This is a genomic window from Pseudomonas sp. P1_F1_2, assembly GCF_056405815.1.
Map to the genome: position 1 here is coordinate 1 of NZ_JBFUBK010000125.1, position 16,585 is coordinate 16,585.

At 61.6% G+C, this 16,585-nt stretch carries 14 protein-coding genes; 8 read left to right on the forward strand and 6 right to left on the reverse strand.

Annotated elements, in window-relative coordinates; genetic code table 11:
* The first annotated feature begins 102 nt into the window (after positions 1 to 102).
* The 7 genes from lexA to AC1D2P_RS26765 all read left to right on the forward strand — a co-directional run bounded on the left by lexA (position 103) and on the right by AC1D2P_RS26765 (position 8,766).
* Entirely contained in the window at positions 103 to 720 is a 618-nt protein-coding gene (lexA, locus tag AC1D2P_RS26735; protein WP_046027479.1) for a transcriptional repressor LexA, read from the forward strand.
* Complete coding sequence (gene imuA / locus AC1D2P_RS26740) at positions 720 to 1,337, forward strand: translesion DNA synthesis-associated protein ImuA (RefSeq protein ID WP_109784698.1); 618 nt, start codon at positions 720 to 722, stop codon at positions 1,335 to 1,337. Before lexA ends, imuA begins: the two co-directional genes overlap by 1 nt.
* Positions 1,338 to 1,344: 7 nt before the next feature.
* Complete coding sequence (locus AC1D2P_RS26745) at positions 1,345 to 2,760, forward strand: Y-family DNA polymerase (RefSeq protein ID WP_109784699.1); 1,416 nt, start codon at positions 1,345 to 1,347, stop codon at positions 2,758 to 2,760.
* Positions 2,736 to 5,834 carry an error-prone DNA polymerase gene (locus AC1D2P_RS26750; RefSeq protein ID WP_477757521.1) on the forward strand — a complete coding sequence of 1,033 codons (3,099 nt, stop codon included), beginning with the start codon at positions 2,736 to 2,738 and terminating at the stop codon, positions 5,832 to 5,834. The genes AC1D2P_RS26745 and AC1D2P_RS26750 overlap by 25 nt, the downstream gene beginning before the upstream one ends.
* 128 nt (positions 5,835 to 5,962) lie before the next feature.
* Positions 5,963 to 8,074 carry a hybrid sensor histidine kinase/response regulator gene (locus tag AC1D2P_RS26755; RefSeq protein WP_477757522.1) on the forward strand — a complete coding sequence of 704 codons (2,112 nt, stop codon included), beginning with the start codon at positions 5,963 to 5,965 and terminating at the stop codon, positions 8,072 to 8,074.
* Between the two features lie 157 nt (positions 8,075 to 8,231).
* On the forward strand, positions 8,232 to 8,474 hold the full coding sequence (locus AC1D2P_RS26760) for a DUF465 domain-containing protein (RefSeq protein ID WP_046027470.1): 243 nt from the start codon (positions 8,232 to 8,234) through the stop codon (positions 8,472 to 8,474).
* Positions 8,475 to 8,583: 109 nt separating this feature from the next.
* Positions 8,584 to 8,766: a hypothetical protein gene (locus AC1D2P_RS26765; protein ID WP_046027469.1), complete on the forward strand. Its 183-nt coding sequence runs from the start codon at positions 8,584 to 8,586 to the stop codon at positions 8,764 to 8,766.
* A 117-nt stretch (positions 8,767 to 8,883) separates the two neighbouring features.
* Here the strand turns inward: AC1D2P_RS26765 and AC1D2P_RS26770 are convergent, their stop codons facing one another.
* From AC1D2P_RS26770 to AC1D2P_RS26795, 6 genes are all read right to left on the reverse strand, one after another.
* Complete coding sequence (locus AC1D2P_RS26770; RefSeq protein WP_477757523.1) at positions 8,884 to 9,972, reverse strand: SMP-30/gluconolactonase/LRE family protein; 1,089 nt, start codon at positions 9,970 to 9,972, stop codon at positions 8,884 to 8,886.
* Positions 9,969 to 11,114 carry a sterol desaturase/SRPBCC family protein gene (locus tag AC1D2P_RS26775; protein WP_077430257.1) on the reverse strand — a complete coding sequence of 382 codons (1,146 nt, stop codon included), beginning with the start codon at positions 11,112 to 11,114 and terminating at the stop codon, positions 9,969 to 9,971. Before AC1D2P_RS26775 ends, AC1D2P_RS26770 begins: the two co-directional genes overlap by 4 nt.
* Positions 11,115 to 11,213: 99 nt before the next feature.
* The gene (locus AC1D2P_RS26780) at positions 11,214 to 12,077 is read right to left on the reverse strand and encodes a LysR family transcriptional regulator (RefSeq protein ID WP_046027466.1); all 864 of its coding nucleotides are present in this window, start codon (positions 12,075 to 12,077) and stop codon (positions 11,214 to 11,216) included.
* Positions 12,078 to 12,141: 64 nt separating this feature from the next.
* A complete protein-coding gene (locus tag AC1D2P_RS26785; protein WP_477757563.1) occupies positions 12,142 to 13,989 on the reverse strand; it encodes an amidohydrolase in 1,848 nt (615 codons plus the stop codon).
* A 294-nt stretch (positions 13,990 to 14,283) separates the two neighbouring features.
* Positions 14,284 to 14,598 carry an SCP2 sterol-binding domain-containing protein gene (locus tag AC1D2P_RS26790; protein WP_007976511.1) on the reverse strand — a complete coding sequence of 105 codons (315 nt, stop codon included), beginning with the start codon at positions 14,596 to 14,598 and terminating at the stop codon, positions 14,284 to 14,286.
* A 64-nt stretch (positions 14,599 to 14,662) separates the two neighbouring features.
* A complete protein-coding gene (locus AC1D2P_RS26795) occupies positions 14,663 to 15,373 on the reverse strand; it encodes a histidine phosphatase family protein (protein WP_077430256.1) in 711 nt (236 codons plus the stop codon).
* A 203-nt stretch (positions 15,374 to 15,576) separates the two neighbouring features.
* On the opposite strand from AC1D2P_RS26795, the gene sohB reads away from it, so the two are divergent.
* The coding region (gene sohB / locus AC1D2P_RS26800; protein ID WP_477811679.1) for a protease SohB at positions 15,577 to 16,585 on the forward strand (1,009 nt) is incomplete at its 3' end.

Below are 16,585 nucleotides of genomic sequence, written 5' to 3' on the forward strand. Positions count from 1 at the left end.
AATCGCAGCCTCGTTTCACTCGACAGCTGCTACAGGACTCCTACACATAATTCCTACACGGCGCCTACAAGTCCTTGTCAGGGAAATGCCAAAAGAGTACAAATGTACTCCATGACAAACCTTACTCCCCGTCGTACCGCCATCCTGACGTTTATCCGCGACCGAATCGCGGAGCACGGTCAGTCCCCGAGCCTTGCTGAAATCAGCGAAGCGTTCGGTTTTGCCTCTCGCAGCGTGGCGCGCAAGCATGTGCTGGCGCTGACCGAGGCCGGTTTCATCGAGGTCAACCCGCATCAGGCCCGTGGCATTCGCCTGCTCGGGCAACCGGCGCGCCCCGAGTTGCTGGACATTCCGGTACTCGGCCGGGTGGCGGCCGGTGCGCCCATCGGTGCCGACGCCGAGGTGCACAGCCGTTTGCTGCTCGACCCGGCAATCTTTTCGCGGGTGCCGGATTACATGCTGCGGGTTCAGGGCGATTCGATGATCGGGGACGGCATTCTCGATGGCGATCTGGTGGGCGTGCGGCGCAACCCCGAGGCGGTCAACGGCCAGATCGTCGTGGCGCGGCTGGACGGTGAAGTCACCATCAAGCGTTTCGAGCGGGTCGGCGACACGGTTCGCCTGTTGCCACGCAACCCGGCGTATCAGCCGATCATCGTGCAGCCCGGTCAGGATCTCGCCATCGAAGGGGTGTTCTGCGGTCTGGTGAGGCAAGGGTGATGGGCGCCGTCGTTGCGCTGGATACGCTGTTCAATGGCGGCCAGGTCTGGAAGGGCCGGCCTGCGCCACCGGCCGTCAGCCCGCAACCCACCGGGCATGCCGCGCTGGATGCGGCGCTGCCCACCGGAGGCTGGCCGGAAGCGGCGCTGACCGAAATCCTCCTGGCCGGGCAGGGGGTGGGTGAATTGCAACTGGTGTGGCCAGCGCTGGCGCGGTTGTCGGCGGCGGGCGAGCGCATCGTGCTGGTGGCGCCGCCGTATGTGCCGTATCCACAAGCGTGGCAGAACGCCGGGGTCGATCTGCGCCAGTTGTCGATCATCCAGGCCAGCGAGCGCGATGCCTTGTGGGCCGCGGAGCAATGCCTGCGTTCAGGCAGTTGCGGCGCCGTATTGTGCTGGCCGCACAAGGCCGATGACCGGGCGTTGCGTCGCTTGCAGGTGGCGGCGGAAACCGGTTCGACCCTGGCGTTTGCCTACCGCTCGCTCCATGAAGCGATCAACCCGTCGCCCGCCGCCCTGCGCATCGCCATCGACGCCAACCCCGCGCAATTGCGCGTGCTCAAGTGCCGGGGCGGGCTGGCGCGCTCGGCGCCGATTGCCTTCCCCGTGGGGCATTGAGGTTGCCATGCGCTGGGTCTGTATTCTCTTCCCGCAATTGGCGCTGGACGCGGTGCTGCGTCAGCGCCCCAATCCCGAGGCGCCGCTGGCCCTGCTGACCGGCCCGGCGCAGCGTCGGGTGTTGCAAGCGGTCAACGCCTCGGCGCGGGCATTGGGCCTGCGCCCAGGCCAGTCGATGACCGCCGCGCAAGCCTTGAGCAAAGGCTTTGCCACGGCCGAATACGACGCCGCCGAGATCGAGCACTGGCAACAGTTTCTGGCGGCGTGGGCCTATCGGTTCAGCTCCCAGGTGAGCGTCCATTACCCGCGTGCCGTGGTGTTTGAAATCGAATCCAGCCTGGGGCTGTTCGGGCCCTGGCCAACGTTTGAGGCGCGGTTGCGCGCCGAGCTCGGCGAGCTGGGTTTTCGCCATCGGATTGTCGCGGCGCCCAACCCGGTGGCCGCGCGGGTACTGGCCAACGTGTATGACGGGCTGGTGGTGCCGGACAACGACGCCTTGCAGCACCATCTCGGGCAATTGCCCGTCGACCGCATCGCCTTGGAGCCCGCAGTGGCCACGGCGTTGTCGCGCATGGGCTTGCGCACCTTGAGTCAGGTGCAGGCGCTGCCACGACAAAGTCTGGCCCGGCGTTTCGAAGCCCAGGTGCTCAAGCACCTGGACGCGCTGTTCGGTGAACGGCGCTTGGCCCTGGCGTTCTACCTGCCGCCGGACCGTTTCGACGTGCGCATCGAGCTCAACTTCGACGTGCAGTCGCATCAGGCGCTGCTGTTTCCGTTACGCCGATTGACCGGCGATCTGTCGGCATTTCTCTGCGGTCGGGACAGCGGTGTGCAGCGTTTCGACCTGCACCTGGAACACGCCGGTTTGCCGGACTCGGTGATCAAGGTAGGCCTGCTCAGCGCTGAGCGCGATCCGGCGATGCTCTTCGAACTGGCCCGGGGGCGGCTGGAGCAGGTGCAGGTCGACGCCCCGGTGCGCGGTTTTCGGTTGTGCGCCGAAGACTTGCCCAGCTTCGTCCCCCAGCGCCAGGAACTGTTCGACGACCGGCCGCAGCAGTCCTTGCCGTGGGAGCAATTGCGCGAACGCTTGCGTGCGCGGCTTGGGGATGACGCGGTGCAGGGCTTGCGCTTTCAGGCCGACCACCGGCCGGAGTGCGCGTGGCAGGCGCGGGCCGACAACCAACGCTGCACAGGGTTGCCAGGTGTGCTGCGTCCGGGCTGGTTGCTGACGGAACCGCAGGCGATCCACGAAGGTTCGACGCGCATCCTCATGGGCCCGGAACGCATCGAGTCGGGCTGGTGGGACGGTGACGACGTGCGCCGCGACTACTACCTGATCGAAACCCGTTCCGGCCAGCAGGGTTGGGCTTATCGTGCGGTCGGCGAGAGCGGTCCTCTGTGGCTGCAAGGCTGGTTTGCATGAGCATCGACTATGCCGAGTTGCACTGCCTGTCGAACTTCAGCTTCCAGCGCGGGGCTTCCAGTGCCCTTGAACTCTTTCAACGCGCCAAAAAGCACGGCTATCAAGCGTTGGCGATTACCGATGAATGCACGCTGGCCGGCATCGTCCGCGCCTGGCAAGCCGCCAAGTCGGTGGAGCTGCCGCTGATTATCGGCAGTGAAATCCGCATCGAGGGCGGCCCGAAACTGGTGCTGCTGGTGGAGAGCCTTGAGGGGTATCAGACCCTGTGTCGCCTGATTACCCGGGCGCGCCGCCGCACGCAGAAAGGCCAGTACCAAGTGCTGCGCGAAGACTTCAGCGAACCGATGCCGGGGCTGTTGGCGTTGTGGGTGCCAGACGCTGTCGATGACGTCGAACCGGGCCTCTGGCTGCAACAGACCTTCGCCGAACGCCTGTGGCTGAGCGTCCAGTTGCATTGCGGCCAGGACGATACCCGGCGCCTGGAGGCGCTGTTGACCCTGGCGCGGGAGTTGCGGATACCTGCGGTGGCCAGCGGCGATGTGCACATGCACACCCGTGGCCGCCGCGCCTTGCAGGACACCATGACGGCCATCCGTCATCACCTGCCGGTGGCCGAGGCCGGGTTGCGGCTTCACCCCAATGGCGAGCGGCATGTGCGCAGCCTTGATGTGTTGCAATCGATCTACCCGCCAGCCTTGCTCGATGAAACGCTGACCATTGCCCGGCGCTGTACCTTCGACCTTGGCCAGTTGCGCTATCAGTATCCCCGGGAGTTGGTGCCGCAAGGGCACAGCGCCGCGTCCTGGCTGCGCGAACTGACCGAGCGCGGCCTTCGCGAACGCTGGCCCGAAGGGGCGAGCGAGAAGGTGCGCGGGCTGATCGATAAGGAACTGAAGCTGATCGCCGAACTGGGCTACGAAAGCTATTTCCTGACGGTTCAGGACATCGTCGCTTTCGCCCGGCGCGAAAAAATTCTCTGTCAGGGCCGGGGCTCGGCGGCCAACTCGGCGGTGTGTTTCGCCTTGGGCATCACCGAGATCGACCCGGACCGGATGAACATGCTGTTCGAGCGTTTTCTCTCCAAGGAGCGCAACGAGCCGCCGGACATTGATGTGGACTTCGAGCACGAACGTCGCGAAGAAGTCTTGCAGTACGTGTTTGCGCGTTACGGCCGTACGCGCGCGGCGTTGACGGCGGTGGTCAGCACCTATCACGCGGCCGGCGCGGTGCGTGACGTGGCCAAGGCGTTGGGGTTGCCGCCGGATCAGATCAACGCCCTGGCCGATTGCTGCGGTCACTGGAGTGATGCAACGCCGCCCGTGGAGCGCCTGCTCGAAGGCGGGTTCGACCCCGAAAGCCCGGTGCTGCGTCGAGTCCTGAGCCTGACACAACAGTTGATCGGTTTCCCCCGGCACTTGTCCCAGCACCCCGGTGGCTTCGTCATTTCTGAGCAACCGTTGGACAGCCTCGTGCCGGTGGAAAACGCCGCCATGGCCGAGCGCACGATCATTCAGTGGGACAAGGACGACCTGGACGCGGTCGGGTTGCTCAAAGTGGATATTCTGGCGCTGGGGATGCTGAGCGCGATCCGCCGTTGTTTCGATCTGCTGCGTCGCCACCGAGGCCTTGACCTGAGCCTGGCGACGATCCCGTCCGAGGACCCGGCCACCTACGACATGATTGGCCGTGCCGACACCATCGGTGTCTTCCAGATCGAATCCCGGGCACAGATGTCGATGTTGCCCCGGCTCAAACCGCGCAAGTTCTATGATCTGGTGATCGAGGTGGCGATCGTTCGCCCCGGCCCTATCCAGGGCGGAATGGTCCATCCGTATCTGCGCCGTCGAAACAAGGAAGAACCCGAAAGCTATCCCTCCGAAGAATTGAAGGAGGTGCTCAAACGCACCCTTGGCGTGCCGCTGTTCCAGGAACAGGTCATGCAGATCGCCATCGTCGCCGCCGACTACAGCCCCGGCGAGGCCGATCAGTTGCGGCGTTCCATGGCCGCCTGGAAGCGCCACGGCGGGTTGGAGCCGCACAAGGATCGGCTGGCCGCCGGGATGAAGAAAAACGGCTACACGGCCGAATTCGCCGCGCAGATATTCGAACAGATCAAAGGGTTTGGCAGCTACGGGTTCCCCGAGTCCCACGCCGCCAGTTTCGCCTTGCTGACTTACGCCAGTTGCTGGTTGAAATGCCATGAGCCGGCGGCCTTCGCCTGTGCGCTGATCAACAGCTGGCCAATGGGGTTCTACAGCCCGGATCAGATTCTGCAAGACGCGCGCCGGCATCATTTGCAGATTCGCCCGGTGGATGTGCGCGCCAGTGACTGGGATTGCAGCCTGGAGCCGATCATCGGCGCGCAACCGGCGATTCGCATGGGGTTGCGGATGATCAAGGGCTTTCGCGAAGACGATGCCCGGCGTATTGAAGTGGCCCGCTCGCGTGGGCTGTTTGTCGACATCGCCGACCTTGGTCAGCGCGCACGGCTCGATGCCCGCGCCCAGGAACAACTGGCCGATGCCGGTGCGTTGCGGGGGTTTGCCGGTGACCGGCATCGTGCTCGCTGGGAGGTGGCGGGGGTGCAAAAGCAACTCGGTTTGTTTGCCGGCCTGCCAAGTCAGGAGGAGGACGCGGTGGCATTGCCCAAACCCACGGTCGGCGAAGACCTGCAAGCGGATTACGCCAGTGTCGGCACCACTCTGGGGCCGCATCCGCTGGCGTTGCTGCGCGGTGAACTGAAAGCCCGGCGCTGCCGCAGTTCGCAAGAGCTGATGGCGGTGGAACACGGGCGGCCGGTCAGCATCGCGGGCCTGGTGACGGGGCGGCAACGGCCAGGCACTGCCAGTGGCGTGACGTTCGTGACCCTGGAAGACGAGTTCGGCAATGTCAACGTGGTGGTCTGGCGCGACCTGGCCGAGCGGCAACGCCAGGTGCTGGTCGGCTCGCAGCTGCTCAAGGTCGATGGCCGCTGGGAAAAGGAAGGCGAGGTCCGCCACCTGATTGCCGGACGCTTGAGCGACCTGAGTGCATTGCTCGACGGCATCACCGTGCACAGCCGGGATTTCCGCTGACCTTTGGCTAGAGGGGCATCCTCGCCACAAGTGCCCGGAGGATTTGAATCAGCTATACCTCTATGAAACGAATTGCGTGCGCAATGCTCGAAACAAACGGGTGTCAATGACCGGGATAGAGCCAATCGATGCAGTTTCTAGACGAAAGCCACGGGTGTGCTGGCTGGAACGGTGAAATGGCCGGGCGTATTCGCGCCTTCGACTGGTGTCAGACCGAACTGGGCAGCCTCGACACCTGGCCCGCAAGCCTGTGCAGTTCTGTGCAATTGATGCTGGCTTCACCCCTGCCGATGGTGATGCTGTGGGGCCGCGCCGGGTACATGATCTACAACGATGCCTACTCCCGATTCGCCGGTGGCCGCCATCCCTATCTGTTGGGTTCCCCGGTGGAAATGGGCTGGCCGGAAGTCGCCGAGTTCAATCGGCATGTGGTCAATACCTGCCTGGCGGGCGGCACCTTGTCCTATAGCAATAAAGAACTGGTGTTGCTGCGCGACGGCGTTCCCGAAGACGTCTGGCTGGACCTCTATTACAGCCCGGTGGCGGACGATAGTGGCAAGCCGGCCGGTGTCATGGCGATGGTGGTCGAGACCACGGGCCATGTGATGTCCGAACGCCGCCGCCAGGCTGCCGAAGATGCCTATCGCGCCGACAACGAACGGGTTCGCCTGGCGCTCAATGCCGGAGCCTTGCTGGGTTCGTTCGTCTGGGACATCAAGGCCAACAAGCTGTCTGGCGACGAGCGCTTTGCCCGCACCTTCTGCTATCCCGCCGATCAGGACCTGAGCAACCTGCCCACGGAGGTTGCCGAAGCGCAGATCCATCCCGACGATCTCGGTTGGGTAAAGGAGCAGGTTAATAAATCGGTAGAAACCGGTGAGTCGTTCAATGCCGAATATCGTGTCCTGCGCCCGGACGGCAGTTACCTGTGGGTGCAGGCGAGCGGCGGTTGCGAGTTCAATGAGCAGGGCGAGCCGTTCCGCTTTCCCGGCGTCTTGATCGACATCCATGAACGCAAGACTGCCGAAGATTCGTTGCTCAGGTTCACGCGTAACCTGGAGCAACGTGTGGCGGATGAAGTCGACGCGCGGCTGGCCGCCGAAGAGCAACTTCGCCAATCACAGAAACTCGAAGCCATCGGCGGTCTCACCGGTGGCGTCGCCCACGACTTCAATAATTTGTTGCAGGTGATCGCCGGCAACCTGCACTTGCTGGCGCGGCATGAACCGGACAATGCCAACGTACAGCGCCGGGTCAATGCCTCGATTGCCGCCGTCGAACGTGGCGCAAAATTGTCTTCGCAATTGCTCGCGTTCGCCCGTCGCCAGCCACTGTCACCCGCGGTGTGCCATCCACGGCAGATTTTCGACGGCCTCGCGGAGCTGTTGCAGCGGGCGTTGGGGGAAACCATTCAGATCAACGTCAGTGCCCCGCAGGATCCCTGGCACATCTTTGTTGATCGCAATCAACTGGAGAACGCCATTCTCAATCTGGCAATCAATGCCCGTGACGCCATGAAAGGTGAGGGGACCATCGGTCTGAGTGCCGAACACATCGTCCTCGACTCAACGTTTTGTGCGGGCAAGGGCATTGTTGCCGGCGACTACGTCTGCGTTTCGGTGACAGACGCCGGTATCGGCATGCCACCGCAGGTGCTTGCCCAGGCCTTCGAGCCGTTTTTCACCACCAAGGCAGATGGCCAGGGAACGGGGCTGGGGTTGAGCATGGTGTTCGGTTTCGTCAAACAGAGCGGCGGGCACATCGAGATTTCCAGCACTGAGGGGCAGGGCACTCGGGTTCAGTTGTATTTCCCACGCAGCCTGCGCCCGTTGCCCAGCGAAACGACGCCGCTTGATGCGCAGCACCGCGGCGGCCATGAAACCATTCTGGTGGTTGAAGACAACGAAGCGGTACGCGCCTCGGCGGTGGAGTTGTTGTGCGAAGAGGGTTACCACGTCTTGACGGCCGCCAACGGCGACCAGGCGATGCAGATATTGCTGGAGGGGGCGGCCGTGGAGTTGATTTTCACTGACGTGGTCATGCCTGGCCTGATCAAAAGCGCGGACCTGGCCGCGTGGGCCAAAGTGCAAATTCCCCCGGTGGCGGTGTTGTTCGCCTCGGGCCATACCCGCGACATTATCTCGCGCAACCACCTACTCAGCCCCGACACGCATTTGCTGAGCAAGCCCTACGGGCCCCAAGCGCTTACCCGAATGGTTCGCACCGTCCTTAATGGTTGAACTCCTTTGCTCAGGCTTTACCGTATTTGCGACAGGACGACGAACGGGCACCGCTGGTCTGACAGGTGGTCGACAGAACCCGGTATCCGAGGCCATTCTGATAGTTGGTAAGCGCAATTGATCGCGTTTGCTACCGATCATCAAACGGAGGTGTTCCATGCCGGTGTCCCATGACCTGTATCAGGACTTAAAGCTTTCAAAGGAAGAGATCCAGCAAAAACGCACCAAGGATCCGTTACTGGATTCGCTGATCAACAAATATTCCCAGGCGGACGCCGATGTGGTGAAGGCCGAGACCGCGACATCCGATGCGCCCAGCGATGATGTGCTGAAGAAGCTCAAGGAGAAGCGCGTGCAGGTCAAGGACAAGATCGTCGCACAATTGCAGGCGAAGTCCTGAGGCGCCGAATCGAGCCACCGACGACCGGTGACGCAAAATTTGGAACGACGTAAAAACCGGCACCTCGAAAGTCAGTAGTCATCGTTATCGACTCCCTGAGAGGTGCCTTATGACCCGTCCCCCTATCCCCGGCAAAGCCAAATACCCCAGCGAAGAGCAGGGCGGCTATGACCCGATTCCGACGCATCCCCAGCCGTTGAGCCCGAACCGCATCACGACCCATCCGAATGAAGAGGATGACGACACTGCGCGCAAGCACGACGAAACCGCTGACGCCCCAGATTCCGAATAACCCACACAAAACCCGGTGTGAGCCGGGCTTGCCCGCGATGGCGACGGCACTGGCGACATTGATGTATCAGGCTGGCCGCCATCGCGGCCAAGCCCGGCTCCCACATATTGATTTTTGTTATTTCTGGAGGGCAGTGGTGAGCGGCAGTCGCACCATGTTTGTCGCCTTCAGCGAGCCGAAGTACAGCCAGTCCCCATACTCGCGCACCGTCGTGATCGGTGAATAGTTACCGCTGCTGGCGTCCTGCAGGTTGGCAATCACCTTGCCGTCCAGATCCAGCCCAAGGGCGAAGGCGCGCTTTTCCACCGGTTTAGGCAGCAGCGTCATCGCCCGGACAATCATTTTGCGCACGTGAGGGTGAGGCGCCGTGCGGTCGAGCAGCGCATTGCGCGGTGCATAGAGCGCTACCCAGAAGCGGTTCTGGCCGTTGAACGCGAGGTTGTCCGGCAGCCCTGGCAGGTTGTCGATAAACAGGTCATGCGTGCCGGCTTTCGGCCCGGTCAGCCAAAAGCGGCTGATACGGTAGGCGCCGGTTTCGTTGACCAGTACAAAAGCGTCGTCCGGCCCCAGTGTCACACCGTTGGCAAATTCGAGCTTGTCCAGCAGCACGTCGGTTTTCCCGGTCTGAAAGTCATACCGCAGCAAACGGCCATCGCCTCCGTGCTCGATGATCGCCTCGCCATCCTTGCCGTAGCCCCAGCGGCTGGAAGCGTCGCTGAAATAGGCGTAATGCCCGGACTTGTCGATGGTTACGTCATCGGTAAAACCAAAAGGCACGCCGCCCGCCGTAGTGGACAGCGGGATCAACCGGCCTTGAGCGTCCAGGGACAGCAGCCCTTTAACGGCGTCCGCGATCACCAGCAAACCATTGGGGTGGCGCGCCAGGCCCAAGGGTCTGCCACCGGTATCGGCCAGCACATTGGTGTCTTTGCCGTCGATGCTCGTACGAATCAACTTACCGTCATGCAAGCCGGTGATCAGCGTATCGCCCTCGAGCAACAGGGTTTCCGGCCCCGCAATGTCGGCCGGACCGACACGCTCCACGCCTTTGAGGCGCTGATTGTCAGCGTAGACGCCGCTGGTAAGGGAAGGGGCCGGTGGCGGGTTCCAGGCGACCGGTTTTACCTTGGTTGGCCACAGCAACAGGAAGGCGCCAAGGGCAATGAGTAACAGCAACAGTCCATGTCGAAACTTGATTCTGCTCACGCGTGGGCTCCGGCGGCGGTCAGCTGTTTTTGCGCCATCTCTCGCAAGGCCAGCATCGATTCGGCGGATTCACGTTCGATGCGCCGTTTGAGCAGCAAGTGATTGGCAATGCGCATTCCGAGGCCGGCGAATTGATAATCCAGCGTGCGGATAAATTGCGTGTCGTCACCGTCCGCTGCGCATTCGTAAGTCACCGTCAGCGACAAGCCGTGATCGCCTTGTGCCCAGGCACTCCAGCGGCGTCCCGGCAGGTATTCGTTGACCTCCCAACTCAAATGCCCGTCGCGACCCCCGGCCCGGATGTCTTCCTCAAACCGCGATCCAGCGTGCAGCGGGCCGGCCGGACCGTCAACCTTGAGGGAAGACGGATGCCACTCCGGCCAACGGGTAACGGTGCTGGCATAGGCGAGCACGTCCATCGGATTTCCAGCGATAGCGATCTGGTGCTGCATGCGCGTCATGGGCGTTCTCGAAAAGGGCAGGGAGGGCTGATCCGGTTCCCAGTAGAGGGTGCCGAACAGGTAATCCATCAGCGGAAACACGATGTTGAAATTGCGCTCCTGCATCAGCTCGCGGCGGTGATGCAGTTCATGCAGGCGGCGCATCTGGCGAATCCACGGCAGACGCGTGATCGGGTTGCCGGGCGGCAAGTGCTCGCAGGCGTGAAACACTTCATAGGTCAGGTAACCCAGGACCAGACAACCGCCGACCAGACCGGCGACGTTGCTGTCGAACTGCGCCAGCAGCCACCAAAGGGGCAGGGTGATGACGACGGTGTGCACCACGATCAGCCAGGCTGGAAACAGGATCACCCGCCAGTCCCGGGCACTGTCATAGGTCATGTGGCCGGGGGCGAAAAAGCTGTGGTGGTCGCCGGCATGGCGGGCGTAGAACATCCGCGCAAAGCGCTTTTTGTGATGGCCCAGATGTCGGTGCACCCCATACACACCGAGGTTGAAAAACAACAGCGTAATCGGAACCGCCAGCCATTCCAGCGGCTTGACCTGATGCACGGTGCTCCAGAATCCGCCGATGGCCAGCAATCCGAACACCAGCACAAAGACGCCGTGCAGCCAGGGGTTGTACAGCGGATGAATGTCGGCGCGATAGCGGCTTCGGAATGCCTGGGTGGTCTGCCTCACTGCGGTCACCTCTGGTTATTGTTATAACCAGCAGATTAGCTGATCTGCCCGCAGAGGCTGGAGCAACCTACAGGACACAAACGCCATGATCCGGTGTGTTCAGGTCAGCGGATTCCAGCGCTGCGACCAGTCTTCATCGGACTGGATCACTTCGCGCAGCAAATCGAATGCCTGTTGCAGGGTTGCCGAGTCACGATCGCGCGAATACACCAGGTAGGTCGGGTAGCTGAACTCCGGGGACTTGGGCACGATTTCCAGTACACCGCTTTCCAGATAGCTCTGGACCACGCGCGTGCGGAAGTAGCCGCTGCCACCGTTTTCCAGGATGTACTGCAAACCGAGCGGGCCGAGGTTGAAGCTCAGGGCGGCTTTGGCTTTTTCCGGCAGGGCCGCATCGTGCTGGCGACGGAAATCCGGGCCCCAGTCGATGTACACGTAGGGATCGGGCTTGCCCGCCAAGCGCACCAGCACCAGTTTTTCTTCCAGTACCTGCTCGACTTGCAGGCGCGGCCAGTACTCTGGCTGATAGACCAGCGCCGCATCGAGCACGCCCAGTTCCAGCTGACGTAGAAGGTTTTCGCCGTCGCGGATTTCCATGCGCAGGGCGTGGCTGGGAATTTTCTCGCGCAGCTCGCCCGCCCAACTGAGCATCAATGGGTTGCACAGACTGACCTCGCCACCGATGTGCAGCACATCGCGGTAGCCTTCAGGCAAGGGCAAGTCCCGGCGCGCCGCTTCCCAGGTTTCGACCAGTTGATTGGCGTACACCACAAAGGCCTCGCCATTGGGCGTCAGGCGCGCGCCGGCACGGTTGCGCACAAACAGCGTGCTACCGAGCTGGCTTTCAAGTTTCTGCACGCGTGCGGTGATCGCGGTCTGGGTGACATGCAGCTTCTCGGCCGCCGCGGCGAGGCTGCCGTGGCGGACGATTTCCAGAAAGGTGCGGGCGAGATCAATGTCCATGGGGCGGCCGACGGGGAAGGTGCGGCCATTGTAGGTTTACACCTCACCGGTGGCGAGTCTGCGCTTAAAACGCAAAACACGAACAGCCAAACGCTCCCCAGAATCCCTGAAAGTCGCTGACCGGCGCACTCGACAGTCGGGCACGTTCATGGCTATGGGCATGCACTGCACAAGCGCCAACACATTGATGCACTTGCGCCGCCAGCGGTGCCACGGGTTTCCAGTGCCCCGGCACCTTGGTGACGGGTGACCATTCAGGCACCACCGGGATCGGCGGTGGCCCGAGCTTTTCGAACTCCTGGACGCCATACACAATCTTGCCGTCGACAATGGTCAGCACCGACTCGATCCATTTGATCGCTTCATCTTCGATGTGGAAGTAGTCCGCCGACAACGCAATCAGGTCGGCCAATTGCCCGACTTTGATTTGCCCCTTCTTGCCTTGTTCCGAGGAAAACCAGGCGCTGCCGTGGGTAAAGAGCTCAAGTGCCGTATCGCGGCTCAAGCCTTGGGGATACAGCTCCAGTCCGCCGACGGTGCGGCCGCTGACCAGCCAATACAGTGAGGTCCACGGGTTGTAGCTCGATACGCGCGTGGCGTCGGTACCCGCGCCGACCGGAATGCCTTCAGCCAGCATGCGTGCAATCGGTGGCGTATGTTCAGCGGCCTTGGCGCCGTAACGGTCGACGAAGTATTCACCCTGGAAGGCCATGCGGTCCTGGATCGCAATGCCGCCGCCCAAGGCTTTTACCCGTTCGATGTTCTGCGGGGTGATGGTTTCCGCATGATCGAAAAACCATGGCAAACCATTGAAAGGAATATCACGATTGACCTTCTCGAATACGTCGAGCATGCGGCTGATGGATTCGTTGTACGTCGCGTGCAGGCGGAACGGCCAACGCTGTTCCACCAGATGCCGGACCACCGGTTCCAGTTCCTGCTCCATGGTTTGCGGTAGATCCGGGCGCGGTTCGAGGAAGTCTTCAAAGTCCGCCGCCGAAAACACCAGCATCTCCCCGGCACCATTGTGCCGCAGGAAATCGTCACCCTGGCCGTAGTGCGAAGTGCTAGTCCAGTTTTTGAAGTCGGTCAGTTCTTCCTTGGGTTTCTGGGTGAACAGGTTGTAAGCAATGCGCACCGTGAGCTGCTGGTCTTTGGCCAATTGCTGAATGACGTGATAGTCGTCCGGATAATTTTGATAACCGCCGCCGGCGTCGATGGCGCTGGTGACGCCGAGGCGATTGAGTTCGCGCATGAACTGGCGGGTCGAGTTGACCTGATACTCCAGCGGCAGCTTGGGCCCCTTGGCCAGGGTGGAGTAGAGAATCATCGCGTTGGGCCGGGCGATCAGCATGCCAGTGGGATCACCGTTGGCATCACGAACAATTTCACCGCCAGGCGGGTTCGGAGTGTCGCGGGTGTAACCGACCACTTTCAGCGCGGCGCGGTTGAGCAGGGCGCGATCGTAGAGGTGCAGGACGAACACGGGTGTGTCCGGCGCCGCTTTGTTCAGTTCATCAATCGTCGGCAGGCGTTTCTCGGCGAACTGAAATTCATTCCAGCCCCCGACCACCCGTACCCATTGCGGCGTGGGGGTGCGATCGGCCTGGTCCTTGAGCATGCGCAAGGCATCGACCAGTGACGGCACGCCTTCCCAGCGCAGTTCGAGGTTGTAATTGAGGCCGCCACGGATCAAGTGCAGGTGCGAGTCATTGAGACCGGGAATCACCGTGCGACCATGCAGGTCGACGATGTGCGTACCGGCGCCTTGCAGGGCCATGGCCTGTGCATCGCTGCCGACCACCACGAAGCGCCCGTCCTTGATCGCGACGGCGCTGGCCTGGGGTTTTTTGCGATCGACGGTGTGCAGGCGTCCGTTGTACAGAATGAGGTCGGCCGGGGCGTCGGGCATGGTTTTACTCCCTGCGAATAACGGGCTGATCCAGGCACCGACAGCGCCTGCCGAAAGGCCTTGCAGTACACGTCGGCGGTTAAAACCGTCAGAGTCGTCAGGCGGGGTCATGGCCGTGCTCCGCGCAATTGGGTCGAGGGGCAATCAGCCGCTGCCTGACGCATGCGGCCACAAGGAATATAGACGGTGAATGCGCAGGTAGCCGTTTTCTCGGGGCGGAAAACGACGAATCCCGCCACAAGGGACGGGATTCGTTGGTAGCGAGACGGGCTCCCGAAGGTCGGGAGCGCAGTCTTAGCTCGGGAACAGCTCGGACAGTTTCATCGCCAGCATCATGTCGCCTTCAGCGCGCAATTTGCCGCCCATGAACGCTTGCATGCCGTCGGTCGAACCGTCAACGATGCCTTCCAGGGTTTCGCCGTCCATGACCAGAGTGACCTGGGCGTCAGGGTTTTCGCCTTCTTGCAGCTCGCAGGTGCTGTTTTTGACGATCAGCGAGAAGTTCTTGGTGTCGTCGATGCGGAAACCGAAAACCAGGTCCAGACCGGCAGCAGCGGCTGGGTTGAACTTGGCTTTCATTGCTTGTACGGCATCAGCTACGGAGGTCATGGTTCGATCCTTTCTTGGGTAATTAGAGCTGGGTGATTACAGCCAGGGTCACAATAATCCGGACTCAGCGAAACGTGATGAGTTCCGGGGCCTTCAACAACTGCAGGTGCGCATGACTGTTGAAGGAAGCCAGTGCCACCTCGCGACCACGGAACTTCAAGTGGTTGAGCGAGGTGTTGACGATTTGCCAGTTCAGCTCAAATGCCTGCCTGGCCGGCATTTGGGTAATGAGGTGGAGCAGGGCGGTGATGGTGCCACCGGAGGTAAACACGGCGATTTTCTGGGTGCTGTCGGCGCTTTCCAGGATTCGCTGCAAACCGGCCTGTACGCGTTCAACGAAGCCCAGCCAGCTTTCCAGGCCCGGTGTGTCATAGGTGCCGGTGAGCCAGCGTTCGATGATCAGGGCAAAGATGCGCTGGAATTCGGCGCGGTTTTGCGCGGCATTGCGCAGGACGTCCAGAGCCTCGGGTTCGTCTTCCAACATGGCCGGCAGCAGCGCGCGAATGACCGCGTCGGCGTCGAACTCGTTGAAGGCGGAATCGATTTCCAGGGTCGGCACCGGCAGGCCCAATGCGGCGTACTGTTCCAGCGCGCTATTGGCAGTGTGCTGCTGACGGCGCAGGTCGCCCGAGAGGCAGCGATCGAAGCTGATACCCAGCTCGGCCAGGTGTTGGCCGAGGATTTCCGCCTGGCGAATACCGGTCGGCGACAGGACGTCATAGTCGTCTGCACCAAAGGAGGCCTGGCCATGTCGAATCAAATAGATACTGCCCACGTCCGCGTCGTCCCGGTACGTTGAAGGTTTGGCGAGGTTATGAGGATGGCGCGGAGCTGTCAATGAAAAAACATACGCTTGTTTGAAATGGCCGTTACGGGCCTGTTACCAGAGGTTGCACGGCTGGTCGCCGGGCTGGCGCATGGGTATGCTGGAGGTATCCCGCGCGTGTTCAAGCCGCGCTTAGTAATGAAGGAGTCACTGTGGAGTTTTTGTCTGAGTACGCCAGTTTTCTGGCCAAGACCGTGACACTGGTGATCGCCATTCTGGTGGTCCTGGCCAGTTTTGCGGCGTTGCGCAGCAAGGGGCGGCGCAAGTCGGCCGGTCATTTGCAAGTCAGCAAGCTCAATGATTTCTATAAAGGGTTGCGCGAACGCCTGGAGCAAACCTTGCTCGACAAGGACCAGCTCAAGGCCCTTCGCAAGTCCCAGTCCAAATCCGAGAAAAAGCAAAAGAAAACCCCCGAGACCAAACAGCGCGTGTTCGTGCTGGATTTCGACGGTGATATCAAAGCGTCGGCCACCGAGAATCTGCGCCACGAAATTACCGCGCTGCTGACCCTTGCCACGCCCAAGGATGAAGTGGTGCTGCGCCTGGAAAGCGGTGGCGGCATGGTTCACAGCTACGGCCTGGCGTCCTCGCAACTGGCGCGCATCCGCAATGCTGGCGTGCCATTGACGATCTGCATCGACAAAGTCGCGGCCAGCGGCGGCTACATGATGGCCTGCATCGGCGAGAAGATCATTAGTGCGCCATTCGCGATTCTCGGCTCCATTGGCGTGGTGGCCCAACTGCCCAACGTCAATCGCCTGCTCAAAAAGCACGACATCGACTTCGAAGTGCTGACCGCCGGTGAATACAAACGCACCCTGACTGTGTTTGGCGAAAACACCGAGAAGGGCCGCGAAAAATTCCAGGAAGACCTGGACATTACCCATCAGTTGTTCAAGAACTTCGTCGCGCGCTATCGCCCGCAACTGGCCATTGATGAAGTGGCCACCGGTGAAATCTGGCTCGGTGTCGCGGCCCTCGACAAACAACTGGTCGACGAACTCAAAACCAGCGATGAATACCTTGCCGAGCGGGCAAAAAATGCGGAGCTCTTTCATCTGCACTATTCCGAGCGCAAAAGTTTGCAAGAGCGCATCGGCATGGCGGCCAGCGGTTCGGTCGATCGTGTTTTGCTGACCTGGTGGAGCCGTTTGACTCAGC